This window comes from Nocardia sp. NBC_00565 (assembly GCF_036345915.1).
In the GTDB taxonomy this organism is placed as follows: domain Bacteria; phylum Actinomycetota; class Actinomycetes; order Mycobacteriales; family Mycobacteriaceae; genus Nocardia.
On record NZ_CP107785.1, the window covers coordinates 6,188,111 to 6,215,086 of the forward strand.

Below are 26,976 nucleotides of genomic sequence, written 5' to 3' on the forward strand. Positions count from 1 at the left end.
GTATTACTAGGAGGTAGCTCGTGTCCGAATCGGTCGGCACAGCGATCGCGAATACGGCGACGCTGATCAAGCCGCGGATGCGGGGCTGGATCCACACCTGGGCCGTCGGCATCGCGGCGATCGCCGTGATCGTGCTGGTCACCAAGGCCGCGACCGTCTCGGCGACGGCGGGCTGGTCCACCATGGTGTACGGGCTCACCGTCTGCGGGTTGTTCGGCATCAGCGCCGTCTATCACCGGGTGACCTGGGCGACCACGAACGCGCGGATCCAGATGAAGCGCGCCGACCACTCGATGATCTTCCTGTTCATCGCGGGCAGCTATACGCCGTTCGCGCTGCTCGGGTTGCCGGGGCGGACCGGGCAACTCCTGCTGCTCGTGGTGTGGATCGGCGCGCTCGCCGGGGTGGCATTGAAACTGTTGTGGCCCACCGCACCGCGCTGGGTCGGGGTGCCGCTGTATCTGCTGTTGGGTTGGGCGATCGTGCCGGTGGCCGGACAGTTGCATACGAATGTCGGGATCGCGCCGCTGATCCTGCTGCTCATCGGTGGACTCGTCTACAGCGGTGGCGCGATTCTGTACGCGACCAAATGGCCCAATCCGTGGCCGACGGTCTTCGGACATCACGAGTTCTTCCATGCGGCGACGGTGCTCGCGGCGGTGTGTCATTACGCGGCGATCTGGTTGGTCGTGGTGCGCTGATCGTTTCGAGCGACCTTCGAACAGAGGTTCGCGACGGGGTCGGCGCGCTGCCCGGACCGGAGGTACTGGTCGGCGGCGTGACTGCCGAGTTCGCGGATATGTCCGACGAGATCACCGCGAAACCGCCACTGGCGATCGCACTGGTCTTATGCTGCTCGTTCGTGTTCCTCATTGCTGCCTTGCGCAGCATCGCGCTGCCGATCAAGGCGATAGTGTTGAATCGGCTGGCCGCCGGCTCGGACCTCGGCACGTGCGTGGGTGTTTCAGTGCGCATGAACGCCGGGGCGCTGTGATCACCAAGCTGGTTGTCTGGGCGCTGAATGCGCGGTGGGGTTTGTCGGCGGTGGTGATGGCCGCGAACCTCAGCGGGCTTGCGGTGATCGTCACCGAGCTGTGGCTCAGCGGGTTTCTCGGCCGGCTCGGGGACGACTGGCGTCACACCGTCGGGCTGGTGGCGATCTATCCGGTGGTGGGGTTCGTGGGCGGGATCGGCCTCGCCATCCGGGATCGCACGGTGTACTTCGGGTGGCTCGATGATGGGCGCGAACCGAGCGTCGAAGAGGCGCGCCGACTGCTGCGTCTGCCGATCGCGATCACGATCAAGGCGCTGGCCAGCTGGATTCCGGGTGTCATCGTGGCAGCCGCGACGTTTTCGCATCTGACCGCACACAACAGTCCGGCGGTGACCGCGGCGCTATTCACCCTAGGTGCGCTCCAAACCGCCGGATTCACCTTCCTGATCGTCGACCGGCTGATCCGCCCCACCATCCCGATCGTGGCCGAGGTGCTCGGCGGCACCATGCACTGGAGTTCCTCGGTGCTGGTCCGGGTCGTGATGACCTGGGCGGTAGCGGGTGCGATGCCGCTGTTGATGCTGATCGTGGTGCTCGCCGATCCGGCCTCGGGCGCGCCGGACCGTATTCGCACGGCCATCTACCTCTCCGGTGTCGGCTTGGGCGCCGGTGCGCTGGCGACCGCCTTCCTGGCCCGCTCGGTCGCGATGCCGATGTACACACTGCGCCGGGCGCTGGACCGGATCACCAAGGGCGAGTTGGATGTTCGGGTGCCGGTGGGCAGCACCAGCGAGATCGGGCGGCTGGAGAACTCGGTCAACGAGCTCGCCGCCAATCTGCGCGAACGCGAGCGGATGCGGGATGTGTTCGGACGTCACGTCGGTACCGAAGTCGCCGAGCGAGCGCTGGCGGGTGGGCTCGATCTGACCGGTGATGTGCGGGAGGTCTCGGCGCTGTTCGTCGACGTCACCGGGTCCGTCGAATTGTCCAGCGGGTTGAAGCCACAGGAATTCGTCGCCAAGCTCAATCGGCTGCTCGCGATCGTCGTGGCGGCGACCGAGGAGAACAACGGGCTGGTCAACAAGTTCGAAGGCGATGCGGCACTCTGCATCTTCGGCGCGCCTATTGCCTTGCGGGACAACGCGACCCCCGCGCTGCGGGCGGCTCGGCGGATCCGCGACGAGGTGATCGCGACCGGCGAACTGGATATCGGCATCGGCGTCGCGCGGGGTCTGGCGTTCGCGGGTGACGTCGGCTCCGATACGCGCTTGGAGTACACGGTGATCGGCGATGCCGTCAACGAAGCGGCCCGGCTGACCACCGAGGCGAAAGAGGTGCCCCGGCGAATCCTGGTGAGCGGCTCGGTGATCGAGGCCGCGGCCGAGCACGAGCGCGCCGAATGGACCCTGTACGACCACATCCTGCTGCGCGGAATGCCCGAACCCACCGCCTGCTGGACCGACGTCGAAATCTCCGACACCCCCGCGGCCAACGCAACGGCACCCGATACCGACGACGCGACGGCCGTCAGCGCGATCGCCGAAGTACGCACCGCGACAACCGAATCCCCGTCCTCGAATTGAGTTGGTTCGTCCTCGTACTGGATCGCGGTGACACGCAGCGCCTTGCTGCAATTGTGGGGGCATCGCACCGGGATGGGTCCTTCCAGACGCGCCGCGGATCAACGCAACCAGCAAGAAAGGCCGACAACTTCCGCCGCGATATCGGAGACCCGGCGGCCGTCGGTGCGCACCCGGTGGACCCGGTCCGGTGCCTCGGCATCCAGCTTGGCGGCCATAATCCTGCTGCGCTCCACATGTCGGTCCAGGGCGGTGCCGATCTCTCGACCGGCCAGCCGCTCAGCCGCGGTCGAGTCCGCACAAGTCAGCAGAACCGCAGTGACTTCCGGCTCCTCCCCCATCGCCGCGACGAGTTCGCCGAGCACCTCCTCGAACACACTCGCAGTATTCGTGTACACCATCCGCCGATATCCGAGCGCCCGATAATTCGCCCACATCGCACCCAGATTTCGCTCCGCGAGACCGTGCTCCCACGGCGCCGGATAGGCCTGATCCAAATTGTCGCCCTCGATCAAACAATGCTGCACCCCCGCAGCCGAAAGCTGCGCATGAACCTCGAAGGCCACAGTGGTCTTCCCGACACCGGACCGCCCACCGAGAAACAAGGCCTGACTACACACGTCCACCCCACCACTCTCCCCCACCACCCCCATCCGCCGCCTCCATCGCAACCGACTTCCCGCCTGCCTCGATGCCATGCTGCCGCAAACCGTCCGACACCCCCACATACTTCGCAACCGATACACGAGGTCGCCACGCTCTGCGGGGGCAACTGCGCGATCCGGCAGACAGGCTGCTGGACACAGAGCAGTCCGCACAGTGGAGCAAGCTGTCGCACACCATGTGGCAGCCGCGCACAGGGTTCTATGTGCGAGGTGGACGCGCTCTGCGGCAGTTCTTCGGGCTGCCGCGTTGGCGGGAGGTCAGGGGCGGTTCAGGGAGGCCTGGAGGTCAGCGGATGTGCGTACAGGGAGGTCGCAGACCGAGCCGCGGCAGACGTAGGCGGCTGGTGCGCCGTCTGCGGTGGGGCGGTCCGCCAGGAGGGGGACCGAGTCCGGGGGTGCGGCGATTATGACTGTGCCGCCGGGGGCTTCCGTGCGGGCGGTTGCGATCAATTCCCTTGCTGCGGTGGACCTGTCGGAAGTGGTGGGCTCTGTTGGAGTGGGTAGGGCGATGGCGATTTGGAGGGGGCCGCGCAGGGCGGCTTCGGCGACGGTGAGCCACTGGCCTGCTGAGCGTGGGGCACGGGCCAGGACGACCGCGCCGCGGGTCAGCGTCTGATCGGCGAGTTCGCGGTAGCGCAGTGCGGGTTCCGGGGCGCTGGTGGCCGCGGCGGTGAGGAGGGCTTCGGCCAGGGCGGAGGCGCCGGCGGGGGTGGCGCCGTCGATGGGGTCGCGGGGACGGGTGACGAGGGTTTCGGCGTCGTCGGCGGTGTCGAACCAGCTGCCGGGCGAGGTCGGATCGGCGAAGTGGTGAATTGCCTTGTCCAGCAGGCGTTGTGCGTGTTCGAGCCAGTCGAGTCGGCCGGTGGCCTGATGCAGGGCCAGCAGGCCGGTGACCAGCCAGGCGTAGTCCTCCAGCACACCAGGAGATGTGCCGACGACACCACCGAGGGAGGCGCGGCGCACTCGGCCGTCGACCACGTGTTCGTCCAGCAGGAAGCGAGCACAGCGGGCGGCGGCGTCGACCCAATCATCGTGCTGAAGTGCCGAACCCGCTTCGGCGAGAGCGGTGATGGCCATGCCGTTCCAGGCCGTCACGACCTTATCGTCGCGGTCCGGCTGTGGGCGTCGAGCGCGTGCTTCGCGCAGGGTGGCGCGGATTCGTTCGAGGCGCTCGCGGGCGGCCGCGGCGGTAGCCGAGTCGGATAGCGCGTCGGGGTCGGCGTATCGGGTCGGGATCGAGGTGCCCTGTTCGAAGTTTCCGGCGGTGGTGACGCCGAAAACCTCAGCGGCCCAAGCGCCGTCGATAGGGCCGAGTTCGCCGACCAGCTCGGCGGGGGTCCACACATAGGTCGCGCCCTCGACTCCGGGACCACCCGGCTCGAGGTGCGTGTCGGCATCCAGCGCGGAGGCGAAGCCGCCGTGGTCGGTGCCGAGATCGTCGAGGATGAATTCCACCGTCTCGCGAGTAACCCTGTGCGCCAATGACTCTCGGTCCGCCGACGGCGTCCGGCGGGCGAGATGCGCATAGGCACGCAGCAATTGGGCATTGTCGTAGAGCATCTTCTCGAAATGCGGCACCACCCAGGCGGCGTCGACCGAGTAGCGGGCGAACCCGCCACGCAGCTGGTCGTAGATGCCGCCCCGGGCCATGGCCTCGGCGGTGCGGGCCACCACGTCGAAGATCGATGTCTCGCCGGTCCGCTCCCAACCGCGCAGCAGGCCCGCCAACAACGCCGACGGCGGAAACTTCGGTGCGCCACCGAATCCGCCGTGCTTGGCGTCCTCGTCGCGGATGACCGCGGCGATCGCGTGATCGAGCAGTTCGGCCGAGATCGTCACGTCGGCATCGGGCAGTCCGGCGGCCTGCGCCCGCAGCGCGTCGGTGACTTGGGCGGCGGCCTTGTGCACCTCGTCGCGCCGAGTGCGCCAAGTATCGGTGATGGCGGTCAGCAGCTGGGTGAACGACGGCATCCCGCCGCGCGGCAGCTTCGGGTAGTAGGTACCGCAGTAGAACGGTTCGCCGTCCGGGGTGAGAAAGCAGGTCATCGGCCAGCCGCCCTGACCGGTCATCGCCACCGTGGCGTTCATATAGACCGCGTCCAGATCCGGACGCTCCTCGCGGTCCACCTTGATGCACACGAAGTTGTCGTTCATCAGCTCGGCCGTCGGCACGTCCTCGAACGATTCGTGCGCCATCACATGACACCAGTGACAGCTCGCGTACCCGATGGACAGCAGAATCGGCACGTCCCGCGCGACCGCCTCCGCCAGCGCATCAGCATCCCACTGCCGCCAATCGACGGGGTTGTCAGCGTGCTGACGCAGATAAGGCGAGGTCGCACTGGCCAATCGGTTCACGCTTCCAGCCTCCCACACCCGTCGAGCACACCCCGCGAGCCACACACGACCCCTGCGACCGAGGACAGGCGATCACCACATAGGCCCTCGCCCATCCGAGTCCCGGCTCGTGGGCCAGCACATGGTGATCAGTGCGCCATCACCTGACCTGATCGGTGAGCTCGTCACCCACATCGACGTATTCCGCCGCCATCGGCAAGCTCACGACGTGAGCGACACGTCCAGGGGGTTCTGACAGAACCTGCCACCTGCGCCGATCCGTACCTACCGTGGAGGCATGGCCCATAACAAGATCACCTTGAACAACCGCGTGGACATGCCGGCCATCGGCCTCGGTGTATTCCAGACCCCGCCCGACGCCACGACCGCCGCGGTCGAGGAAGCGCTCGACCGCGGCTACCGCCATATCGACACCGCCGCCGCGTACCTCAACGAGCGTGAGGTCGGCGAAGGTATCCGCCGCTCGGGCGTCGCACGCGAGGACGTATTCATCGAGACGAAGGTCTGGATCAGCGACTACGGCTACGGCGCCACATTGCACGCCTTCGACAAGAGCGCCGGCAAGCTCGGCGTCGACCAGCTCGACCTGCTGATCCTGCACCAGCCGCTGCCGAGCCGCTTCGATCTCACCCTCGACGCCTACCGGGCGCTCGAGCAGCTGCTCTTCGACGGCCGGGTGCGCGCGATCGGTGTCAGCAACTTCATGCCCGAGCACATCGACCGTCTGCTGAACGAGACGTCCGTGGTGCCCGCCGTGAACCAGATCGAGTTGCACCCGTACTTCCAGCAGACCGCGGTGCAAAAGGTGAACGCCGAACACGGGATCCTGACCCAGGCGTGGTCGCCGATCGGTGGCATCACCTCCTATCGCGATGCCGAGAGGCGCACCTTCGACGACCCGACGCTGCTCGAAATCGCCAGTGCGCACAGCAAATCCGCCGCGCAGGTGATGCTGCGCTGGCATCTGCAGCAGGGCCGGTCCGTGATTCCGAAGTCGACCAAGCCCGCTCGCATCGCCGAGAACTTCGATGTCTTCGACTTCGAACTCACCACCGAACAACTCGCCGTGATCGACGCACTCGACACCGGAGTGCGCGGCGGGCCGGAGCCGGACAGCATCACGCTCGAGGCGTACGGCCGCGAGATTCCCGAGGCGTAACCCAGGCTGCGGTGCGAGCCGGGTGTCCGCGGCCACCACGGTGACCGGAACGGACAGGTCAGGTGACCATGCCGCGCTGGCCCGAGTCCAGTAGGGACGGGACCGCCAGTGCGGCGGCCATCGACATCGCACCCCCGAACGCCCCACCACCGACGCCCTCGAACGCCTCGCCACCTGGGCTGCCACCCTGAACCGAACCAGCGAACTCCCCAACCGTGCCACCGACTAGAGCTGCGCGGGGCCGGCCACTGGAACTTCGAGCGCAGGATGTCGGCAGCGAACGGGTCGGCGCACACCCGAATCCGATCGTGCATCACTGCAGCCTCGATCGCCTATATACCGCCCCTGCCGACAACCCCGCAGCAGCGGTTCGCCCTTCCGAGCAACCCTGTGACATCCGGACATCGAAACCCCACCCCCTCAGTAGCTTTCACTTCCCGAACCCGATTCTGCTTCGCCGACAACAGAAGTCGCGAGTAGCCCGCTACCTGATTCCAGCGCCGATGGACGTCGACGGCGTGAACCAGCGTGCGGTCGTCAGTTGTGAGCAGTGCAGCCAGCGCCTGCCGCAGGTTCACCTCGAGCGCCGCACGAACCCGGGCCGCGTACGCACTGTCATCGGCGACTCCAGAAGCCATGGCACGCAGCGTGATCCACCTCAGGAAAGTCAGCGGACCGCCGATCACGAGCGCGGCGTAGACATCTCCCTTGACGACCAGGGCGATACGGTCTGTAATCCCACTCGCCTCGCCCCCGTCAGGGTGGGCGCCTGGCGCGTCAGCCAGCCGAGTTGCGCGGCGATGCCCTGCGCCAACGTGGTGCGCGGTTGCCAGCCGAGCACGGCGAGGGCCCTGGCGGGATCGGCGCGCGTCTCGGTGACGTCACCCGCGCACGCGGGACCGTGTTCGACCCGAACCGAACGACCGGTGAGCCGTTCTACGGTCGCCACGACATCCAGAATCGAGGTGCTGCCGTAGCCGCCGCCCACGTTGACAACCTCGGCACCGGCCGGGATACGCCCGGCCGTCACGGTTGCCGCGACGACATCCTCGACGTAGGTGAAGTCACGCCGCTGGGAGCCGTCGCCGTGGACCCGGATCGGTATGCCGTCCAACGCCGCCCGCAACACCCGGTGGATCAGCATGTCCGCGCGCTGCCGCGGCCCGTACACGGTGAAATAGCGCAAGGCCACCACACCGGTGGCCGCATCGGGCCGCTCGGCGTGAGCCAGACACAACCGCTCCGCCGCCAATTTCGTTGCCCCGTACGACGAGGCCGGACGCGCCGGACCGTCCTCGCTGAGCATCCCGCGACCGACATTGCCGTACACGCTGGAGGACGACGCCACAACCAGGCGACGGACACGCGCTCGCACGCAGGCGTCGGCGAGCCGCTGGGTCGCCACCACATTGGACATGGCGTAGTCGCAGAACTCGACACCCCACGGCGGTTGGACCCCGGGCACACCGGCGAGATGAAAAACCGTATCGGCACCCTCGACCAGCGGCTCCAAGGACAGTTGGTTCAGGTCACCCGGAATGAACGTGAATCCGGGTGCGGCGAGGCAGAATTCGAGGTTCGCAGCGGCTGTCCGACTGCTGGCCGGGTCCCGCCGATCCACACCGAGGACATGCCTGCCCTCGGCGAGCAACGCCTCGGCCAGGTGTGAACCGATGAACCCGGCCGCACCGGTGACGACCACATGACCGCCCGGTACCCGACGGGTCCTCACCGCACTGCCAGGTTCATGCTGAACGTCCACCACCAGGGATGGCGATCGCCCAATCGCTGCGCGGCCTGCCGCAGCCGCGGTAAACCGAACCTCTGCTCGCCAGCCCCCTGCTCGACGATGACCAATTCCATCTCGCACGGGTAGTCGACCGCCGGCACCGCTTTCACAGCGCCGCTGAGTGTCGCGAACTCGTTGTAGATGGGCATCAGGACGGACAGCTTCATGCATCCCACCGGCAAATTTCGAGTCGGCATAGCAGATTCCCGCCATTCTGGTAGTCAACGTGTTACGCCATCCGTTTGGTACATCGGGTCGGACACCGTACGCGTATTCGATGCCGTAAAAGGTCTGGATCGGACCAGAGAACAATTTCTTCGAAATCGGATGCGTACAGCAGCTGGAGTATGCTTCGATCTCGCGGTTCCGCATGCCCGTTTTCGAATGATGAAGGGGTCGGACATGTTTCACACGACGGCAGCGCTGGATCGAACCGGCCTTTTCGCCGGTCTGCATGATTGAGTCGGCATAGGCCGAGTCGACCGTTGTTGCACGTTCGGAATCGATGAACCCGCAGGACATCTGCGGATCGAGTTCCCGCGCAATGAAATTCGAGGCCGATTTCAGAATATCGTTGGTCTCCTTCAGATCTCTGCTTCGACAGACGCCGGTATTTCGTCGGCGTCGGCACGCCGCAGAAAAAGGGACGGCACGGCACCGATCTGCGCTACGTGCACGCCGTGGTAGACACACTGGGACCGCTGCTCGAGCGGCCGTCGGTGATCATCGGCAAGTCCACGGTGCCGGTGGGTACCCAGCCGAACTGGGGCGCCGGCGATGCGATGGCGTTCCTGCGCGATGTGGACAACATATCAATATGCGCCGCCGAACCAAGGTGGCCGAGATAGCAACCCAGGCGTGCGGCGAGTCGCTGCTGGGAGCGAATATCGCCATGCCGGGAACCGCCGTCGAACCCCCCGATGACCTGCTCGACGAGCGCCGGAACGATCTCGAACGCATCGCGGGATACGCCCTGCTGGTGTGTCGGAGCCGCGCAATCGTCGCACGCTGACAGGATGAACTCGGCGTCATCGGTTGGGTCTCGAGGTCGACGCCCGTGGGTGAGTCAAGCGTCGTCGGTCCGCTCGTACGTTGTCAACGCTGATCGAGGAGAGGAATGTCGACACATCGCCTTGTCTGCTGTGTCGTTCCGTTGCTGTCGCTGCTGGTCCCGGTCGCTGCCGGGGCGGAGACCACGGCCAACGATCCGATAGCGCAGGTGAATCCGTTCGTCGGCACGCAGGACGGCGGAACCGATTTCGGGCACGGTGGTGGTGGCGGCATGACTTTCCCCGGTGCGGTCACACCGTTCGGAATGATGCAGTGGAGCCCGGACACCGTTCGGACGGCAGGCGGCGGGTACAAATACGAGGACAACCGGCTGCACGGGTTTTCGATGACCCACATCTCCGGCCCCGGTTGCACTGGTGCGCAGGACTTTCCGGTTCTTCCGATCTCCGGCGCGATCGGTGTTTCACCTGCGGTGCACGGCTATGTGCAGACCTTCGACCACCGCAATGAACAGGCCGAACCCGGATATTACGGGCTCACCACCGACGCCGGGGTGGAAACCGAGCTGACCGCATCGACCCGGGCCGGCGTCGCACGCTTCGCGTTCCCGGCGAACAAGCCCGGCACACTGCTGCTCGATATCACGGGTTCGGTCAACGGCGTCGACGACGCAGCGGCGGTCATTCGGGACAATACCGTCTCCGGCTGGGTGCGGACAGGCGGGTTTTGCGGAGCACCAAGCCGTTACCAGGTTTACTTCCAAGCTGTCTTCGATCGCCCGTTCACCGCGTACGGCACCTGGACCGACGATAAGGTGCACCCCGGCGAGACCATCGTGCGCGGAGCTGCCCCGACCACGCCAACGGATCGCGATGAACTGGTCGCCAACGGGCTCGGCAGCGGCATCTATCTGCAGTTCGACTCCGCTACGCCGGTTCAGATGCGCGCCGGACTGTCGTATGTGAGCGTCGAGGGCGCACAGCGCAATCTCGCGGCCGAGATCGCCTCGCAGGACTTCGAATCGGTCCGATCGGAGGCTCGTACGGCGTGGCGGCGCAGACTTTCCCAGATCGAGGTCACCGGCGGCGATCCCGACCAGCTGCGCACCTTTTATTCCGCGTTGTATCACGTATTTCTGCAGCCGTATATCTTCGACGACGTCGACGGCGCCTACATCGGATTCGACGACAGCCTCCACCAAGTGCTTCCGGGACACCACCACTACGCGACCTTCTCCGGCTGGGATATCTATCGCAGTCAAACGCAATTGCTGGCGTGGCTCGCCCCGGACGTCGCCTCCGATATCGCTCAATCCATGTTCGACAACGCAGCGGTGATCGGTGACGTGTGGGACCGATGGTCGCATCAGAACACCATCACCGGCGTGATGAACGGCGATCCGTACCACTCGGCCATCGCCAGCGCGTATGCGTTCGGCGCTCGCGGCTTCGACGCCCCGGGTGCGCTCGCTTCGATGATCGCCGGCGCCGAGCGGGTCGGCGAGAAGTCCGGCTACACCGAGCGCCCCCGAAACGACGAATACCTGCGGCTCGGCTATGTGCCGGGGCAGGTCTCCGACACCTTGGAGTACGGCATGGCCGACTTCGGCATCGCCCAACTTGCCGATCGCCTGGGCGACCGGGCGAGTGCCGACAAGTTCCTGCGCCGCGCACACGGCTGGCAACAACTGTTCAATCCCGCCACCGGGTGGCTGCAGCCCCGCGCCGCCGACGGAACGTTCACCGCGGCCTTCGATCCGGCAGGCACCGACGGGTACGTGGAAGGCAATGGCGCGCAATACCATTGGATGGTCTTCGCCGACGTGCGCGGGCTGTTCGAGATGATGGGCGGACGCGACCGGGCGGCCGAACGCCTGGACACGTTCTTCACGAAACTGAATGCGGGACCGCACGAACCGTTCGCCTACCTCGGTAATGAACCATCCCTGCAAACGCCATGGCTGTACGCGTGGGCCGGACGCCCCTACCGCACCCAGGACGTGGTCCATCGCGCTCGCACCGAACTGTTCGGCCCACACCCGAACGGCCTGGTCGGCAACGACGATCTCGGCACCCTCTCGGCCTGGTACGTCTGGGCCTGTCTCGGCCTCTATCCCGTCATTCCCGGCCGCGCGGAACTGCTCGTCCACGCACCCGCCTTCTCCGAGATCGTGGTGCACCGTTCCTCCGGTCAGCAGATCACCATCGACGCCGACGGTAGCGGCCGATACGTCCAAGCCCTCCGCGTCGATGGCAGGGACACGACCAAGGCATGGCTGCCGGAATCCTGGACCACCACCGGCGGCCACCTCGATTTCACCCTGGGACCCGACCCTGAACCTTCGTTCGGTTCCGATGAAGCCGACGCCCCACCCTCATTCGACGCACCCAGCCCGCAGCAAGCGGCACTTCCGCCACGCTGACCGATCGCCACGGACGTTACGCGGAAGCGCTCGTGTCGGCGCACCGCCGCAGCCACGGCACCGATACCGCCATCGCCCGCATCTTCGACACCTACGGCTGGCTGATGACGCCCACAGACGGTCGCGCGGGAACGATATCGTCGCAGCGTGGACTCCTTGCGGCAGCTGCGGTACTTCGTCGCCGTGGCCGAAGAACTGCATTTCGGCCGGGCCGCCGAACGGCTCGGCATCGCGCAGCCGCCGCTGAGCCAGCGCATCCGCAAGCTCGAGCAGGATCTCGGCGCTCGGCTCTTCGATCGCGACAGCAGGCGCGTCGAACTCACCGAGGCGGGCCAGATCCTGCTGGCCGAAGCCCGCGATCTGCTCGCCCGGTGGGATCGGGCGCAACGGCTGGTCGGTAAGGCGCATCGGGGTGAGATCGATGCGCTACGAGTCGGGGTTCCGCCCGAGCTGGCGGGGCGGATGCTCGCGGCGATCCTCACCGCGTTCGAAAGTCGTGATATCCGTGTCGATCTGCAGGAACTGACCACCGCCGAGCAGATCCGGCTGCTCGCCGACGGTCAGCTCGATGCCGGACTGCTCCAGCATCCGGTCGATGTGGTCGGTCTCGAGCTGGGACCCGAGGTGCACACGCCGCTCGGTGTGGTGCTGCCGCGCGATTCGCCGCTGGCGACGCGCTCCGCGCTCGCCCTCGCCGACCTGGCCGGGCTGGGTCTGGTGATCTTTCCGCGGGCCGCCGCGCCCGGGCTCTATGACGCGACGCTGCGCACCTGCTGGGAGCACGGCTTCCGGCCGACCCGCGTCCAGCACGCGCGCAATCCCGAATTCGTGCTCGGCATGGTGCTTTCCGGCCGTGGCGTCGCCTTCGACCAGGGCATGGTGGCGCAGAAGGAACCGCGCGTCGTCTGGCGCCCGCTGACCGACGCGTTGAGCTGGCGGCTCTCGCTGGCCTGGCCCGCGGCGGCACCACATCCACTGGTGCGCGAGCTCGCCGAGCTGATCGTGACGGTGATCCAGGGCGACGGCGCGTCGCGGCCCGCGCCCGCTCAGGAGGTGGCGCAGCGACCGTGGAATGTCGTCTTCGGCAGATCGTGATCGATGCGGTGGATCGCCTGCCGCGCGGCCTCGCCGATCGCGTGATCCACTTCGGGCAGCCGCTGGACGAGCGTATCGGCCCTGGTGAAAACCGCGACGGCATAACGACTTCCGCCGGGGTACTCGACAACGCCGATCTCGTTGCGGATCGAGGGCAGTGATCCGGTCTTCCCCCACACCGTCACCTCCGGCGCGAAGGCGGCGGCGAGCCGGTGCCAATTGACCTGCTGCGCCATGAGTTCACGCACCCAGCGACAGGCCTCGGCGGCACCCGCGCGATCCTGGCCGAGCAGGGTGAGCAGAAGGGTCATATCGCGCGCCGTGCTGCCGGTCGTGCGCAGCGGATCCATGGCGCGGGTGCCGAGCACCTCCGATACGCTCGAAGTCGGGAAGCGGCGCGCGAATTCGGCCGTATCGGATGCGCCGATATCCTCGGCCATCGTCTGGACGATGTAGCTGGGCGATCCGACGATCCGAGTATCGACGAGGCCCAATTCACGGACCAGCGAGCGCACATTGTCCAGGCCGACGCGATCGAACAGCAGGTCGGCGGCGGTGTTATCGCTCAACGACAGTGCGAAGAACGCGGCATCGCGCAGGCTGAATTCGACATCGTCCAGACAGCCCGCCGTCCCGACGCCGCCGAGCCGGTCCGGCGCAGTGGCCCGCACCCGATCCGTCGGGTCGAGCTGGCCCGCGACGACCTGACGGGCGAATTCCAGCACCAGCGGCACCTTCACCACCGAGGCCAGCACCACCGGTTCGTCCGCGCCCGACCCCGCGTCACCGGCACAGTCGAAACATCGAGCGTGCACCCAACCGCGCACGCCGACCTTACCGAAGATCTCCTCCACGACTGCCAAACTTCCACACGGGATCGTTCACCGTCACCTTGACTCTCCCGCCGATGGAGGGTTCACGCTCGTCACGGTCCGATACTTCGACCGGAAGGACAGGCGATGAAAATCGATTTGGCCAAGAGCGACAAGCACTACTACGACGCCACCCCGCACCCGGAACTGCGCATCTTCGACGCCTACGACTACCTGACCGCCACCGGCTCCGGCGCGCCCGGCGGCGAGGCGTACACGGATGCGGTGCAGACGCTGTATCGCACCGCCTACGGCGCGAAGAAGCTCGCCGAGGCGGACGGACACGATTTCGTGGTACCGAAGCTGGAGGGCCTGTGGTGGGTGAATTCCGACGCGCCGCCGCTGACGGTGCCGCGTGAGCAGTGGCACTGGAAACTGATGATCCGGATGCCGGAGGTGGTCACCGCGGAGATGGTGTCCGGCGCGCAGTTCGAGCGACTGACCGAGGGCGCGGCGATCCAGGTCATGCACATCGGACCGTATGCGACCGAACCGGAGACACTGGCCCGCATGGACGCGTTCATGTCCGCCGAGGGGTTGGCCATGAACGGCCGCCATCACGAGATCTATCTCTCGGATCCGCGCAAATCCCCCGCCGCGAACACCCGCACCATCCTGCGCCATCCAGTAACCCGGACATAGTCGCGAAAGCGGCTGTGCGGCAAGCGATCAGCAGGATCGTCCAAGATAGCCGAGCAGCCGACGGTGCGCAGGCGCGTCGGCGGGCACGGCGACTTCCTCGTCGAAGACGCCCGGCTTGCGGAAACTGGCGAGCCCGCCCTGTGCGTGCATGGTGGTCAATAGTTCGGCACAGAGCTCATCGTCGGCGAGGTCGGGGCGGTCGATGGCCACCGCGATATCGACCGCGTGCGCCACCACCTCGGTGAGATGAACCATGGCGGCCGCCGGGCCGGGTAGATCGCCGATCGGAAAATGCAGGGTCGCGTCCACGACCTCGCTCCGCCGAGCCTTGACGGCATCGGCCAGATGCGGCAGTCCGAGGCCGAGCACGTAGAGCAGGTACGGCTCGGTGGCCGGTCGGCTGTGCGACCACCGGCACCCCGGCACGACGCGCGTAGGCCACGACCGCGGCGACGTCATCTGCGTCACCCGCCCGCACTACCGCCGCAACCGGCTGGGTGACCGCCGTGGACCACGGCCGCGCCGCCGCATCGAATTCCTCATCGCCCGGCACCAGCACCCGGCCCGGGAGTTCAGCGCGCAGATCCTCGAATGTGATATCCCTCACGTCGCGACAGTGCCCGAAAGCACCTGCGGCCCGTGGATCGTGCCGCAACTACCCAATGACGAAATAGCGCCCGCAAATGTAACAACGGCCGCCCGGAAACTCGGGCGGCCGTTGTTCGAAGCAGGTGCGATCAGGTCTTATCGGGCCGATCGTCGGACTCGGTGTCGGGCTCGTCGAGTCGGGCGATACCGGGTTCGGTGCCCTCGTCGGCCGCCTGGTCCGGCTCCGGATGCTCGGGCTCGAAGGTCGCAGGCAGACCCTTGATATGCCGGTTCATCGACCGCACCAGCAGCACGGTCCCGGCGAGCAGCACCAGGATGATCACCAGACCGAGCGGCGATGCCTTGCCGAACTCGGGTCCGGTGGGCGTACCCGGTGTCTGGGCGAGCAGAGCCAGCATCACCGGTGCTCTTCCCCGATACCGGCGAACAGGTCGGTCTCCGGGAGCGTGGTCTCGACCCTGGACTCGGCCAGTTCGAACTCCTCGGTCGGCCACAGCCGCTGCTGCAGCTCCATCGGAATCGCGAAGAACACGCCGTTCGGATCGATCTGCGTGGCGTGCGCGCGCAGGGCGTCGTCACGCTGCGGGAAGTACTTGGCGCAGTCGATCTGTGTGGTCACCCGGCTTATCCCGTCGGCGCGGCCCTGGCGGTAGCTCCGCATCCGGTCGAGCCACTCCTTGAGCGGGAACGGCTCGCCGAGCCGCTCGTATTCCGCGCTGAAGACATCCAGGCGGGCCATGGTGAAACCGTGGTCGTAATAGATCTTCAGGGGCTGCCACGGCTCGCCCGCGTCCGGGAAGCGCTCCGGATCGCCCGCCGCCTCGAACGCGGCCATCGATACCTCGTGGCAGCGGATATGGTCGGGATGCGGGTAGCCGCCGTTCTCGTCGTAGGTGGTCATCACGTGCGGCTTGAATTCGCGCACCACGCGGACCAGCGCCTCGACGGCCTCATCCAACGGGACCAACGCGAAGCAGCCCTCGGGTAGCGGCGGCGGCGGATCGCCCTCGGGTAGGCCGGAATCGACGAAACCGAGCCAGGTCTGTCGCACACCGAGCGCGGCGGCCGCGGCGTCCATCTCCTCGCGGCGGATCTCCTCGATCCGCTCCAGCACCCCGGGGGTGTCCATCGCGGGATTGAGGATGCTGCCGCGTTCGCCGCCGGTCAGCGTCACGACGAGGACGTCGTGGCCCTCGTCGGCATAGCGTGCGGCTGTCGCGGCACCCTTGCTGGATTCGTCGTCGGGGTGCGCATGAACCGCCATGAGCCGAAACCCGCTCACGTCTCGTTCACCTCATCAACCACCGTGATACCTCGTACTCTCCGCCGCGGGGGTCCGATCTGCCAGTCCCTATAGTTCCATTCGACAGACTTTTGTTCCGACGTACCCCCCGGGAGCGATACCGCATGACCGAAACCCCCGGTACCGCGCCCGTCGACCGACGTGCCGACCGGTACGGGACCACGCCACGCCCGACACGCCGCTGGATTCCGCTGGCACTCGGCGCGGTCGTGCTGGCGGCGGGACTCGGGGTCGCCTACATCGGCTTCCAGAAGTACGGCCCGCACGATATCGACGCCGAACAGCTCGGCTATACCGTCGTCGACGACTCCACGATGTCGGTCCACCTCAAGGTCACCCGCAAAGATCCCCAGCACCCGGTGGTGTGTTTCGTGCGCGCCATGGCCAGGGATGGATCCGAATTGGGCCGCCGCGAGGTGCTGATCGAACCGTCCAACAGCGGCACCATCGAGCTGACCACCACCGTCCGTGCCTCCGCCCGCCCCGTCTCCAGCAGCATTTACGGCTGCAGTGCCGACGTCCCGAAGTACCTGCGGGCGGGCTGATTCCGGGCAATACACCATCGCGGCGTCGGCAAAACAAACTCCGACCTGCATGTTTGTGATTCATGCTAAAATAGCGTGATACACGGTTCCGGGGCTCGGAGCCGTGTTTGCTGCATTGGCGGCCAGCGCTGTCAGTTCCGGGTATGTGAGTTTGCCGGACCTGAAGCCTGTCGGGGTTCGATGAACTTCCCCAGGATGGCACTAGCCGTCGGCTGGTGCGTGCCCGCCCCCTGTGGGCACTGCAGCGGATCAGGGAACCCGGCCTGGCCGGGAACAACTACTAGGGAGTGATCGAGATGACTGAGACGCAAGTGACTTGGCTGACCCCGGAGTCGCACGACAGGCTCAAGGGTGAACTCGACGCGCTCATCGCCAATCGTCCGGTCATCGCTGCCGAGATCAACGAACGCCGCGAAGAGGGCGACCTCAAGGAAAACGGCGGATACCACGCCGCGCGTGAAGAGCAGGGTCAGCAGGAGGCGCGCATCCGGCAACTCCAGGAGCTGCTGAACAACGCCAAGGTCGGCGTCGCACCCACCAAGTCCGGCGTCGCACTGCCGGGTTCGGTCGTCAAGGTCTACTACGACGGCGACGAGTCCGATACCGAGACCTTCCTTATCGCGACCCGCGAAGAAGGCCTGAGTGATTCGAAGCTCGAGACCTACTCGCCCGCGTCCCCACTGGGTCGCGCGCTGATCGACGCCAAGGTCGGCGACACCCGTGAGTACACGCTGCCCAACGGCAAGACCATGAAGGTCACGCTGGTCAGCGCGGAGCCCTACCACAGCTGAGCGCCGCGGCCGAGGCGTTCTGCTCGCGGAGCCCGGCCGGTATCCCCCCAAGACACCAGCGGCCGCACCCGGTACCGGGTGCGGCCGCTTCGTCATGCCTTCTCCTACTACTCGGCGAGTGCTTGCTCGACGTCGGTGAGCAGGTCGCTGACATCCTCGATGCCGACCGAGAGCCGGACCAGATCGTCGGGTACCTCCAGCTGCGAACCCGCGGTGGAGGCGTGTGTCATCGCGGCCGGATGCTCGATCAGCGATTCCACGCCGCCGAGCGATTCGGCGAGGGTGAAGATCTTGGTGCGCGAGCAGAAGTCGTGCGCAGCGGCCCGACCGCCGTGCAGGCGCACCGAGATCATGCCGCCGAAGCGCTTCATCTGCTTGTCGGCGATGAGGTGACCCGGATGTTCGGCGAGGCCGGGGTAGATGACCTGCGAGATCGCCGGATGCCTGGTCAGGAATTCGGCGATGGTCTCGGCATTGTCGCAGTGCCGGTCCATCCGCACCGCGAGGGTTTTGGTGCCGCGCAGGGTGAGGAAGGCGTCGAACGGGCCGGGGACCGCGCCCGCACCGTTCTGCAGGAAGGCGAACGCGGCGTCGAGTTCCGGATCGTTGGTGATCAACGCGCCGCCGACGACATCGGAATGCCCGCCCAGATACTTGGTGGTCGAATGCGTGACGATATCGGCGCCGAGCAGCAGCGGCTGCTGCAGGTACGGCGTAGCAAAGGTGTTATCCACCACCAGCTTCGCGCCGACGCTGTGCGCCACTTCGGCGAGCGCCGGAATGTCGCCGATGCTCAGCAGCGGGTTGGTCGGGGTTTCGATCCAGATCAGCTTGGTGTTGGGCCGGATCGCGGCACGCATCTCGTCGACGTTGAACACATGTGCGGGCGAGTGTTCGATGCCCCACTGGCTGAAGACCTTGTCGATCAGCCGGAAGGTGCCGCCGTAGGCGTCGTCCGGGATGACGATGTGGTCACCCGGGCGCAGCGTCGCACGCAGCGCACAGTCGGTGGCGGCCATGCCGGAGGCGAATGCCCGTCCGTAGCGGCCCGATTCGAGCGCGGCGAGGTTCGCTTCCAGCGCGGTCCTGGTCGGGTTGCCGGTGCGGCCGTATTCGTAGCCGTCGCGCAACCCGCCCACTCCGTCCTGGGCGAACGTCGAACTCGCGTAGATGGGCACGTTCACCGCACCGGTCCGTGCTTCGGGGTCATATCCGGCGTGCACGGCTCTGGTGGAGAATCCCAGCTCACTCATTGGGCCAGCCTAAACCCGGCGATCGGCGGGCTATCGGCCGGTGCACGTTGTACCGGATCGTCGCTTTCGTCGCGACGGCGGCGGTAGGTTGAGGTCCATGCTCAGCGTTGATGAACTGTTCGGGATCGATGCCCTGCTGACCGAGGACGAGCGCGAGATCCGCGACACCGTCCGCACGTTCGCGAACCAACGGTTGCGGCCGCATATCGCGGATTGGTTCGAGGCGGGCACCTTCCCGGCGCGCGAGATCGCCCCGGAGCTCGGCAAGGTCGGACTGCTCGGAATGCATCTGGAGGGCTACGGATGCGCGGGCATGTCGGCGACCGCCTACGGCCTGGCCTGCCAGGAGCTCGAGGCGGTCGATTCGGGGGTGCGCAGCATGGTCTCGGTGCAGGGCTCGCTCGCCATGACCGCGATCCACAAATACGGCTCCGAGGAGCAGAAGCAGCGGTGGCTGCCCGAGATGGCGGCGGGCCGCGCGCTCGGCTGTTTCGGACTCACCGAACCGGACTTCGGCTCCAACCCCGGCGGTATGCGGACCCGCGCCAAGCGCGACGGCACGGACTGGGTGCTCAACGGTTCGAAGATGTGGATCACCAATGGGTCGGTGGCCGATATCGCCGTGGTGTGGGCCCAGACCGAGGACGAGGGCAAGCAGGTGGTGCGCGGCTTCCTGGTGCCCGCGGGTACGCCTGGTTTCACCGCCCGTGAGATGCATCGCAAGCTCTCGTTGCGGGCGTCGGTGACCGCGGAGCTGGACTTCGACGATGTGCGGCTGCCCGCCGACGCCGTGCTACCGGAGTCGCGCGGGCTGAAGTCGCCGCTGGCCTGCCTGAGCGAGGCGCGCTTCGGCATCATCTTCGGCGCGCTCGGCGCGGCGCGTGACTGTCTGGTCGCGACCATCGAATACGCGCGGACCAGGGAGGTCTTCGACAAGCCGCTGGCCGCCTACCAGCTGACCCAGGCGAAATTGGCCGATATGGCGCTCGAATACGGCAAGGGCGAGCTGCTCGCGCTGCGGATCGGCCGGCTGAAGGATAGCGGTGAGGTGCTCGCGGAGCAGATCAGCGCGGGCAAGCTGAACAGCACCAGGGAGGCGATTGCGATCGCCCGGGAGTGCCGGACCATCCTCGGCGCGAACGGCATCACCCTGGACTACCCGGTGCTGCGGCATGCGAACAATCTCGAGTCGGTGCTCACGTATGAGGGCACGGCGGAGGTGCATCAGCTGGTGCTCGGAAAGGCGCTCACCGACGCGAACGCATTTCGTTGACGTCCTCCCTAAAGGTCAGGGATTCCTACCAGCGCCTTGCGGCGCTCTGGGTGGGTTCCTGCTTCAACGCGCTGCGCCCGGCCGGAGCCCGGTCTTACCTGCACTCCACAAGCGTTTAATCTCTCCGCCCGTCCGGCGGCGAGAATGTTGTTGGCGGCGTTCACGTCCCGGTCATGGACCGCGCCGCAACCACAGGTCCAGGCACGCACGTGGAGTGGCTTCTTCCCGTCGACAGCGCCGCACACCGAGCACAACTGTGATGACGGGAAGAACCGGTCCACCTTCCCGAAATACCTGCCATACCGGTTCGCCTTCTCCTGCAGAAGGCGCGTGAACAGCCCCCAACCAGCGTCGTGCACCGACTTCGCCAGCCGGGTCCGCGCCAAGCCTTTGACACACAGGTCCTCGACGTACACCGCTTGGTTCTCGCCGATGATCGCCGTGGAATGCTTGTGCGCCCAATCAGCGCGGGTGTCACGTACTTTCGCGTGGGCCTTCGCGACCCGGACCCGAGCCTTCGCTCGGTTACTGCTGCCCTTCTGTTTCCTCGACAGCGCGCGTTGCGCCTTCTTCAGTCGGCGTTCGGCGTGACGCAGGAACCTCGGGTTACTGACCGTTTTACCGTTGCTCAGGACAGCGAACGTGTCGAGGCCGAGGTCGATGCCGACCTCGGTGTCGCACTCCGGCAGCGGCACCGCCTCGACCTCGACGACGAAGCTTGCGTAGTACCGGCCGCTAACATCCTTTATGACGGTGACCGACGACGGCTCCGACGGAAGTTCCCGCGACCAGGCAACATTCACGTCTCCGATCTTCGGAAGTCGCAGTTTCCCGCCGCCGGTGATACTCCACCGCGCGTTCGCCGTGAACCGGATCGATTGACGGTTGTCGCGGCGAGACCGGTACCGGGGCGGGTGGATCTTCGCCCCTTTCCGCTTCCCGGTCACCGAGGCGAAAAAGTTCCGGTACGCGGTCGCCAGGTCGGCGAGCGCCTGCTGGAGCACAACCGCCGACACCGTATTGAGCCACACTCGTTCGGGGGTTCTCTTCGCCTCTGTCAGCGCTTTCGACAGTTGCGCGTCGGTGACGCGCACGCCTTCCGCGCGTGCTTGTTCACGCGCGGTGAGGGCGTCGTTGTAGACGACTCGAGCGCAACCGAACGCTTGCGCCAGTGCCGAGGTCTGCCCGGATGTCGGGTAGAGGCGGTACCGGTAACGGAGCTGCACACCAGCGACATTAGCCTCTCGGTTTGTGGGTGGCAGCCTTTAGGTACGCACAGGCAGGCATTGTGTTTTCGCGCTGCATGCGCATTTGGTCTTCGTCACACTCGTGGATCCCGAAAAATATTCGGCCACAGTCGATCCGATCCGGAAGCTCGATCCGTCCGGTATCTTCAGCACGCACCTTCCTCCGGCGGTCGATATGAACGATCGCATGTTCGAGATGATCTCGGCGGCGCCGACCGCACCCGCCTTCGTCGGACCGGATCAGCGGGCGCTGGAATCCACGTTGGCCGCGTTCGAGCCCTGGTCCGCCGAATCATGCTGGGCAACTGGCATATTCGGCGTCATCCGTACTGGTCGGCCCGCTTCACAGCGCCGCTCGCACGAGGTGGAGAACATTGTTACTACCGGTCATCGCTGTGCCATCTACATGTCACTGATTCGCCAAGACAGGTGGCGAAGCTGAATCGGCACTCGGTTTCGGGAAGGCCTCACGGTATGGGAGGCGTTTAGCGCCCGGATCAACGCGGCGAATCCGAGTGCACCGACCGCTAATTCGGAGGTGCACCATGTCCACGCCGTCGTTCGATCTGGGGGCCCATCATGTTCGTGCGTAACCGCGCGCCGATTATCGAGGGCGTCACAATCCTGCCCGACCAGCGCGAGTTGGTCAGTACGTTCGGTGGGCAACCACCCGACCCGGACCAGGACCATCCCCTGCTGCCCTTGGCGCGCGAACTCGCCGAACTGCACCGGCAACGCCATCGGGACCCTTTGGCGACCGCCGGAATCGATTGCCGCCGAGCCGAACTCGTCACAGCCATCGACAACTGGGTGAGCACCCGGGTGCCGCGTCGGCAATCCACCGCGCACATCCGCGACGAATCGATCGGCGCGACCGTGGATCGCATGGCCGCCGCCCACGCGCACGCCAGTCACCTGCTGCACACCGCCGAAAAGGTCGCCGACGACCGGGTGCACGCGGCCTGGTATCGCCTCGCCCTACTCGTCGACCATTGGACCGACCTGATAACCGGTTCCGCGCACAACGATTCGCGAGCCCGGCAGTCGGCGTAGGCCGCAGCAGGTCCGCTGGTGGACTCAGATACTGCCGGTGCTCAGGAAGCCGAGGAGATCGTGGCGGGTGATGACGCCGACCGGCTTGCCGTCCTCGACCACCATCAACGCGTCGGTGTCCGACAGTGCCTTGGTCGCCGATGAGATGGGTTCACCCGAACCGATCAGCGGGAACGACGGGCTCATGTGCTGGGCCACCGAATCCGTCAGATGCGCACGTCCTTCGAAGACGGCCGACAGCAGATCGCGTTCGGTGACGCTGCCCGCGACCTCGCCAGCCATCACCGGCGGTTCGGCGCCGACGACCGGCATCTGCGAAACCCCGTACTCGCGCAGGATCTCGATCGCATCGCGCAGAGTCTCCGACGGATGGGTGTGCACCAGATCGGGCAGCGCACCCGACTTGCCGCGCAACACGTCACCGACCAGTGGCTCCGCGGTACTGCCGTCGAGGCGTTCGCGCAGGAAGCCGTAGGAGCTCATCCACTGGTCGTTGAAGATCTTGGACAGGTAGCCGCGGCCGCCGTCGGGTAGCAGCACGACCACGAGCGCGTCGGGATCGCGGCGCGCGACCTCGATCGCCGCGACGACCGCCATACCGCACGAGCCGCCGACCAGCAGGCCCTCCTCGCGCGCGAGCCTGCGGGTCATATCGAAGGAGTCGGCGTCGGAGACGGCGATGATCTCGTCCGGAACGGCCGGGTCATAGGCGGAGGGCCAGAAGTCCTCGCCGACGCCCTCGACCAGATACGGCCGACCGGTGCCGCCGGAGTAGACCGAACCCTCGGGATCGGCGCCGACGATCTTGACCTTGCCGCCGGAAACCTCTTTCAGGTACCGGCCGGTGCCGGTGATGGTGCCGCCGGTGCCGACGCCCGCCACGAAGTGGGTGACCTTGCCGTCGGTATCGCGCCAGATCTCCGGGCCGGTGGTCTCATAGTGGCTGTCCGGGCCGCCGGGGTTGGAGTACTGGTCCGGCTTCCACGCGCCGTTGATCTCGCGGACCAGGCGGTCGGAGACGCTGTAGTAGCTGTCCGGATGATCCGGGGGCACCGCGGTCGGGCACACCACGACCTCGGCGCCGTACGCGCGCAGCACGTTGCGCTTGTCCTCGCTGACCTTGTCCGGGCAGACGAACACGCATTTGTAGCCGCGCTGCTGCGCGACGAGCGCGAGCCCGACACCGGTATTACCGGAGGTCGGCTCGACGATGGTGCCGCCGGGCCGCAACTCGCCGGAGACCTCCGCCGCGTCGATCATCTTCACGGCAATGCGATCCTTCGAGCTACCGCCCGGATTCAGGTACTCGATCTTGGCCGCAACGACGCCGGCGTTGGGCCCCACCACCGAGTTCAACCGAACCAGCGGCGTATTGCCGATGAGGTCAACGACGTGATCCGCGATGCGCATGCCCCCCATCGTTGCAGAAGGGGTGCCGCGGCGTTCGCGACGGGCCCGGAGGCGGTAGCGACAGCGTAACCACGGAGGGCACCGTGAATGTCGCAGATCAGACAACTGTGAGTTCGCGCACGTCGCGTCGGAGCGTCTTACCGCGACTGTCCGCAGCGCGTCGATCACCCGCTTAAGATCGCCGACATGAGGCAGCCGAACAGCGCTCGAGCCGCGACAGTTCTGGCCGGAGCGGCAGTAGCCGCGGGACTCGTCGGGGCGGCGCCCGCGCAGGCCGCGACCGTGCAATTCCCGCAGGTGCCCACGCTCGCGCACGGCGGACTGTGCTGGACCACCATCCGCACCTGGGCCGACACCAGTCCGGACTGGCCGGGCCGGGCCGTCCTCAATGTGCGCGCGGATCCGGTCTCCGGGCTCGGTCCCGGCAACTACCCGCTGGCCCCGCTGTGCGAGGTCCGCACCTCCGTCGCGTGGCGCAATCTGAACACCGGCGCGACGGGCACCTACGACAACAACGTGGTCACCGGCCTGTACGGCAGCATCCAGTACGCCCTGTTCCAGGACACCGGCCCCGGCCGGATCGAGGTCACCGTCACCACGGACACCGCGAACGTTCCGGCGCGCGGAACCTTCGACGTGCCCGCCTGAGAGCCCAGCACATCCCGGCGAACAAGCCGTACCATTTGTTCTTGTGGCACCTCGGATCAGCTGGCGAACAGCGGCCATGACCGGTGCAGCGACCGTGCTGGCCGGGTCCAGTGCGGGCACCGCGTCGTGGGCGGCATATCGAATTCTCATGGCACAGGCGGGCATCGCGCGCGGCGTCATCGGTCGCGATACCGCCAAACCGCCGGAGGCGGACGGCATTTACACAGCGGGCTGCGTCGCGCCCGAACCCTGGCGATCCGGCAAGCCGGTCGATGTGCACCTGATGATCTTCGGCGACTCCACCGCCGCCGGCGTGGGCTGCGTGAGCGCTGAGGAGGTGCCGGGCGTGCGTATCGCGCGCGGGCTGGCCGAAACCACGGGTATGCGGATCAGGTTGAGCACCAAGGCGATTTCCGGCGCGACCTCCAAGGGCCTGGCCGGTCAGGTGGACGCGATGTTCGTCGCGGGACCGCCGCCGGACGCCGCGGTGATCTTCGTCGGGGCCAATGACATCACCAAGAAGCATTCCGTCACCGCGTCGGCGCGCAGGTTGGGCGCCACGGTGGCCCGGCTGCAGTTGGCCGGCAGTGTTGTCGTGGTCGGCACCTGCCCGGATCTGGGCACTGTCGCCGTGATTCCGCAGCCGCTGCGCACCATCGTGCACAACTGGAGCGTACGACTGGCCAAGGCGCAACTCGGGGTGACCGCGGCGGCGGGCGGAAATCCGGTGCCGCTCGGCGATCTCGGCCCGGAATTCCTCACCGCGCCCGGTCGCATGTTCGCCGACGACGGCTTCCATCCCTCCGCCGACGGCTATGCGTTGGCGGCGGGGAAAATCCTGCCCGTCCTGGTTACCGCACTCGCAGAGCGGCGTTCCGAAACGCCGCAAGCCCGCTCGGCCGAACGTCGCGGTATTACCGCTCGGCTGCGCGGACTCATCGAATCACCGGGGTGGCGACCGCGCCGCCCGGCGGATTCGGTACACATAGAAGTGCCAGTACAAAACTGAGCAGCGAGTACATAAGGAGCCCTCATGCCTGAGGCAGTTATCGTTTCGACCGCCCGCTCGCCCATCGGCCGGGCCGTCAAGGGTTCGCTGGCCGATATTCGGCCCGACGATCTGACCACCCAGATCGTGCGTGCGGCGCTCGACAAGGTGCCTGCCCTGGACCCGGCGCAGATCGACGACCTGGTCCTGGGCTGCGGCTCGCCCGGCGGCGAGCAGGGCTTCAATATCGCCCGCATTGTCGCGGTGCAGCTGGGCTACGACTTCGTGCCCGGTACCACCGTGCACCGCTACTGCGCTTCATCGCTGCAGTCCACCCGGATGGCCTTCCACGCGATCAAGGCCGGTGAGGGTGATGTGTTCATCTCCGCCGGTGTCGAGACCGTGTCGCGCTACAAGAACGGCTCCGCCGACAGCTGGCCCAATACCAAGAACCCGCTCTTCGCCGAGGCCGAGGCCCGGACCGCGAAGAGCGCCGAGGGCGGCGCGGGCATCTGGCACGACCCGCGCGAAGACGGCCTGATCCCGGACGCCTACATCGCGATGGGCCAGACCGCCGAGAACGTCGCCTCCTCCACCGGCATCACCCGCGAGGAGCAGGACCGCTGGGGCGTGCGCTCGCAGAACCGCGCCGAGCAGGCCATCAAGGCGGGCTTCTTCGAGCGCGAGATCACCCCGATCACGCTGCCCGACGGCACCGTCGTCGCCAAGGATGACGGCCCGCGCGCCGGCGTGACCTACGAGGCGGTCAGCCAGCTGAAGCCGGTCTTCCGTCCGGACGGCACCGTCACCGCGGCCAACTGCTGTCCGCTCAACGACGGCGCGGCCGCGCTGGTCATCATGAGCGACACCAAGGCCAAGGAGCTCGGCCTGACCCCGCTGGCGCGCATCGTGTCCACCGGTGTCTCCGGCCTTTCCCCGGAGATAATGGGCCTCGGCCCGATCGAGGCCGTCAAGCGCGCGCTGGCGCTGGCGGGCAAGTCGGTCGACGATATCGACCTGTTCGAGATCAACGAGGCCTTCGCGGTGCAGGTGCTCGGCTCGGCTCGCGCGCTGAAGATCGACGAGGACAAGCTGAACGTGTCCGGTGGCGCGATCGCCCTCGGCCACCCCTTCGGCATGACCGGCGCTCGCATCACCACCACGCTGCTCAACAACCTGCAGACCTACGACAAGCAGTTCGGTGTGGAGACGATGTGCGTCGGCGGCGGCCAGGGTATGGCGATGGTCATCGAGCGCCTGAGCTGATTT

Annotated in this window: 26 protein-coding genes and 1 pseudogene; 16 read left to right on the forward strand and 11 right to left on the reverse strand. The window is 66.7% G+C overall.

The annotated features are described in order from the left end of the window. The first annotated feature begins 20 nt into the window (after window positions 1-20). From trhA to OG874_RS28695, 3 genes are all read left to right on the forward strand, one after another. Window positions 21-701 carry a PAQR family membrane homeostasis protein TrhA gene (gene trhA / locus OG874_RS28685; protein WP_330250215.1) on the forward strand — a complete coding sequence of 227 codons (681 nt, stop codon included), beginning with the start codon at window positions 21-23 and terminating at the stop codon, window positions 699-701. Window positions 702-778: 77 nt separating this feature from the next. Further along, window positions 779-994, forward strand: coding sequence for a hypothetical protein (locus tag OG874_RS28690; protein ID WP_330250216.1), 216 nt, complete (start codon window positions 779-781; stop codon window positions 992-994). Next, a complete protein-coding gene (locus OG874_RS28695; protein ID WP_330250217.1) occupies window positions 991-2,577 on the forward strand; it encodes an adenylate/guanylate cyclase domain-containing protein in 1,587 nt (528 codons plus the stop codon). The genes OG874_RS28690 and OG874_RS28695 overlap by 4 nt, the downstream gene beginning before the upstream one ends. A 98-nt stretch (window positions 2,578-2,675) precedes the next feature. On the opposite strand, the gene OG874_RS28700 is transcribed toward OG874_RS28695, so the two are convergent. Both OG874_RS28700 and OG874_RS28705 read right to left on the reverse strand, forming a co-directional pair. Then, window positions 2,676-3,227, reverse strand: a complete 552-nt coding sequence (locus OG874_RS28700) for an adenylyl-sulfate kinase (protein WP_330250218.1) — start codon at window positions 3,225-3,227, stop codon at window positions 2,676-2,678. 270 nt (window positions 3,228-3,497) lie between these two features. After that, window positions 3,498-5,597, reverse strand: coding sequence for a thioredoxin domain-containing protein (locus OG874_RS28705; RefSeq protein WP_330250219.1), 2,100 nt, complete (start codon window positions 5,595-5,597; stop codon window positions 3,498-3,500). Window positions 5,598-5,874: 277 nt separating this feature from the next. Between OG874_RS28705 and OG874_RS28710 the strand changes: the two genes are divergently transcribed. Further along, window positions 5,875-6,756, forward strand: a complete 882-nt coding sequence (locus tag OG874_RS28710; RefSeq protein ID WP_330250220.1) for an aldo/keto reductase — start codon at window positions 5,875-5,877, stop codon at window positions 6,754-6,756. Between the two features lie 682 nt (window positions 6,757-7,438). Here the strand turns inward: OG874_RS28710 and OG874_RS28715 are convergent. Together OG874_RS28715 and OG874_RS28720 are read right to left on the reverse strand one after the other, a co-directional pair. After that, on the reverse strand, window positions 7,439-8,488 hold the full coding sequence (locus OG874_RS28715) for an NAD-dependent epimerase/dehydratase family protein (protein ID WP_330250221.1): 1,050 nt from the start codon (window positions 8,486-8,488) through the stop codon (window positions 7,439-7,441). Further along, entirely contained in the window at window positions 8,485-8,712 is a 228-nt protein-coding gene (locus OG874_RS28720; protein WP_330250222.1) for a glycosyltransferase, read from the reverse strand. The genes OG874_RS28715 and OG874_RS28720 overlap by 4 nt, the downstream gene beginning before the upstream one ends. Window positions 8,713-9,156: 444 nt before the next feature. On the opposite strand from OG874_RS28720, the pseudogene OG874_RS28725 reads away from it, so the two are divergent. The 4 genes and pseudogenes from OG874_RS28725 to OG874_RS28740 all read left to right on the forward strand — a co-directional run. Further along, window positions 9,157-9,315, forward strand: a pseudogene (locus OG874_RS28725) (UDP-glucose 6-dehydrogenase); the annotation flags it as partial. Window positions 9,316-9,362: 47 nt separating this feature from the next. Further along, entirely contained in the window at window positions 9,363-9,557 is a 195-nt protein-coding gene (locus OG874_RS28730; protein ID WP_330250223.1) for a hypothetical protein, read from the forward strand. A 105-nt stretch (window positions 9,558-9,662) separates the two neighbouring features. Further along, window positions 9,663-11,978 carry a GH92 family glycosyl hydrolase gene (locus OG874_RS28735; protein ID WP_330250224.1) on the forward strand — a complete coding sequence of 772 codons (2,316 nt, stop codon included), beginning with the start codon at window positions 9,663-9,665 and terminating at the stop codon, window positions 11,976-11,978. A 147-nt stretch (window positions 11,979-12,125) separates the two neighbouring features. Then, window positions 12,126-13,073, forward strand: coding sequence for a LysR family transcriptional regulator (locus OG874_RS28740; protein WP_330250225.1), 948 nt, complete (start codon window positions 12,126-12,128; stop codon window positions 13,071-13,073). Here the strand turns inward: OG874_RS28740 and OG874_RS28745 are convergent. Next, on the reverse strand, window positions 13,025-13,927 hold the full coding sequence (locus tag OG874_RS28745; protein WP_330257462.1) for a serine hydrolase: 903 nt from the start codon (window positions 13,925-13,927) through the stop codon (window positions 13,025-13,027). The genes OG874_RS28740 and OG874_RS28745 overlap by 49 nt on opposite strands. Before the next feature lie 105 nt (window positions 13,928-14,032). Here OG874_RS28745 and OG874_RS28750 point away from each other — a divergent pair, with 105 nt between their 5' ends. After that, window positions 14,033-14,587, forward strand: coding sequence for a GyrI-like domain-containing protein (locus OG874_RS28750; protein WP_330250226.1), 555 nt, complete (start codon window positions 14,033-14,035; stop codon window positions 14,585-14,587). Window positions 14,588-14,614: 27 nt separating this feature from the next. Here the strand turns inward: OG874_RS28750 and OG874_RS28755 are convergent, their stop codons facing one another. From OG874_RS28755 to mca, 3 genes are all read right to left on the reverse strand, one after another. Continuing rightward, window positions 14,615-15,046, reverse strand: coding sequence for a hypothetical protein (locus OG874_RS28755; protein ID WP_330250227.1), 432 nt, complete (start codon window positions 15,044-15,046; stop codon window positions 14,615-14,617). 278 nt (window positions 15,047-15,324) lie between these two features. After that, window positions 15,325-15,594 carry a hypothetical protein gene (locus OG874_RS28760; RefSeq protein ID WP_330250228.1) on the reverse strand — a complete coding sequence of 90 codons (270 nt, stop codon included), beginning with the start codon at window positions 15,592-15,594 and terminating at the stop codon, window positions 15,325-15,327. Continuing rightward, entirely contained in the window at window positions 15,594-16,478 is an 885-nt protein-coding gene (gene mca, locus OG874_RS28765) for a mycothiol conjugate amidase Mca (protein ID WP_330250229.1), read from the reverse strand. Before mca ends, OG874_RS28760 begins: the two co-directional genes overlap by 1 nt. Before the next feature lie 125 nt (window positions 16,479-16,603). Between mca and OG874_RS28770 the strand changes: the two genes are divergently transcribed. Beyond that, window positions 16,604-17,044: a DUF4307 domain-containing protein gene (locus OG874_RS28770; RefSeq protein ID WP_330250230.1), complete on the forward strand. Its 441-nt coding sequence runs from the start codon at window positions 16,604-16,606 to the stop codon at window positions 17,042-17,044. A 296-nt stretch (window positions 17,045-17,340) separates the two neighbouring features. Continuing rightward, window positions 17,341-17,835, forward strand: coding sequence for a transcription elongation factor GreA (gene greA, locus OG874_RS28775; RefSeq protein WP_330250231.1), 495 nt, complete (start codon window positions 17,341-17,343; stop codon window positions 17,833-17,835). 107 nt (window positions 17,836-17,942) lie between these two features. Here greA and OG874_RS28780 read toward each other — a convergent pair whose 3' ends face one another. After that, window positions 17,943-19,088 (reverse strand): cystathionine gamma-synthase, encoded by a 1,146-nt coding sequence (locus OG874_RS28780; RefSeq protein WP_330250232.1) that lies wholly within the window; start codon window positions 19,086-19,088, stop codon window positions 17,943-17,945. A gap of 97 nt (window positions 19,089-19,185) precedes the next feature. On the opposite strand from OG874_RS28780, the gene OG874_RS28785 reads away from it, so the two are divergent. Further along, window positions 19,186-20,361, forward strand: coding sequence for an acyl-CoA dehydrogenase family protein (locus OG874_RS28785; RefSeq protein WP_330250233.1), 1,176 nt, complete (start codon window positions 19,186-19,188; stop codon window positions 20,359-20,361). Between the two features lie 8 nt (window positions 20,362-20,369). Here the strand turns inward: OG874_RS28785 and OG874_RS28790 are convergent, their stop codons facing one another. After that, on the reverse strand, window positions 20,370-21,587 hold the full coding sequence (locus OG874_RS28790; protein ID WP_330250234.1) for an RNA-guided endonuclease InsQ/TnpB family protein: 1,218 nt from the start codon (window positions 21,585-21,587) through the stop codon (window positions 20,370-20,372). 600 nt (window positions 21,588-22,187) lie between these two features. Here OG874_RS28790 and OG874_RS28795 point away from each other — a divergent pair. Continuing rightward, complete coding sequence (locus OG874_RS28795; protein WP_330250235.1) at window positions 22,188-22,661, forward strand: DUF4254 domain-containing protein; 474 nt, start codon at window positions 22,188-22,190, stop codon at window positions 22,659-22,661. Between the two features lie 24 nt (window positions 22,662-22,685). Here the strand turns inward: OG874_RS28795 and OG874_RS28800 are convergent, their stop codons facing one another. Beyond that, a complete protein-coding gene (locus OG874_RS28800) occupies window positions 22,686-24,071 on the reverse strand; it encodes a cystathionine beta-synthase (protein WP_330250236.1) in 1,386 nt (461 codons plus the stop codon). Window positions 24,072-24,257: 186 nt separating this feature from the next. On the opposite strand from OG874_RS28800, the gene OG874_RS28805 reads away from it, so the two are divergent. From OG874_RS28805 to OG874_RS28815, 3 genes are all read left to right on the forward strand, one after another. Then, window positions 24,258-24,719, forward strand: coding sequence for a hypothetical protein (locus tag OG874_RS28805; RefSeq protein ID WP_330250237.1), 462 nt, complete (start codon window positions 24,258-24,260; stop codon window positions 24,717-24,719). Window positions 24,720-24,795: 76 nt separating this feature from the next. Beyond that, window positions 24,796-25,728, forward strand: coding sequence for an SGNH/GDSL hydrolase family protein (locus OG874_RS28810; RefSeq protein WP_330250238.1), 933 nt, complete (start codon window positions 24,796-24,798; stop codon window positions 25,726-25,728). Window positions 25,729-25,752: 24 nt separating this feature from the next. After that, the gene (locus OG874_RS28815) at window positions 25,753-26,973 is read left to right on the forward strand and encodes an acetyl-CoA C-acetyltransferase (protein ID WP_330250239.1); all 1,221 of its coding nucleotides are present in this window, start codon (window positions 25,753-25,755) and stop codon (window positions 26,971-26,973) included. Window positions 26,974-26,976 lie beyond the last annotated feature (3 nt).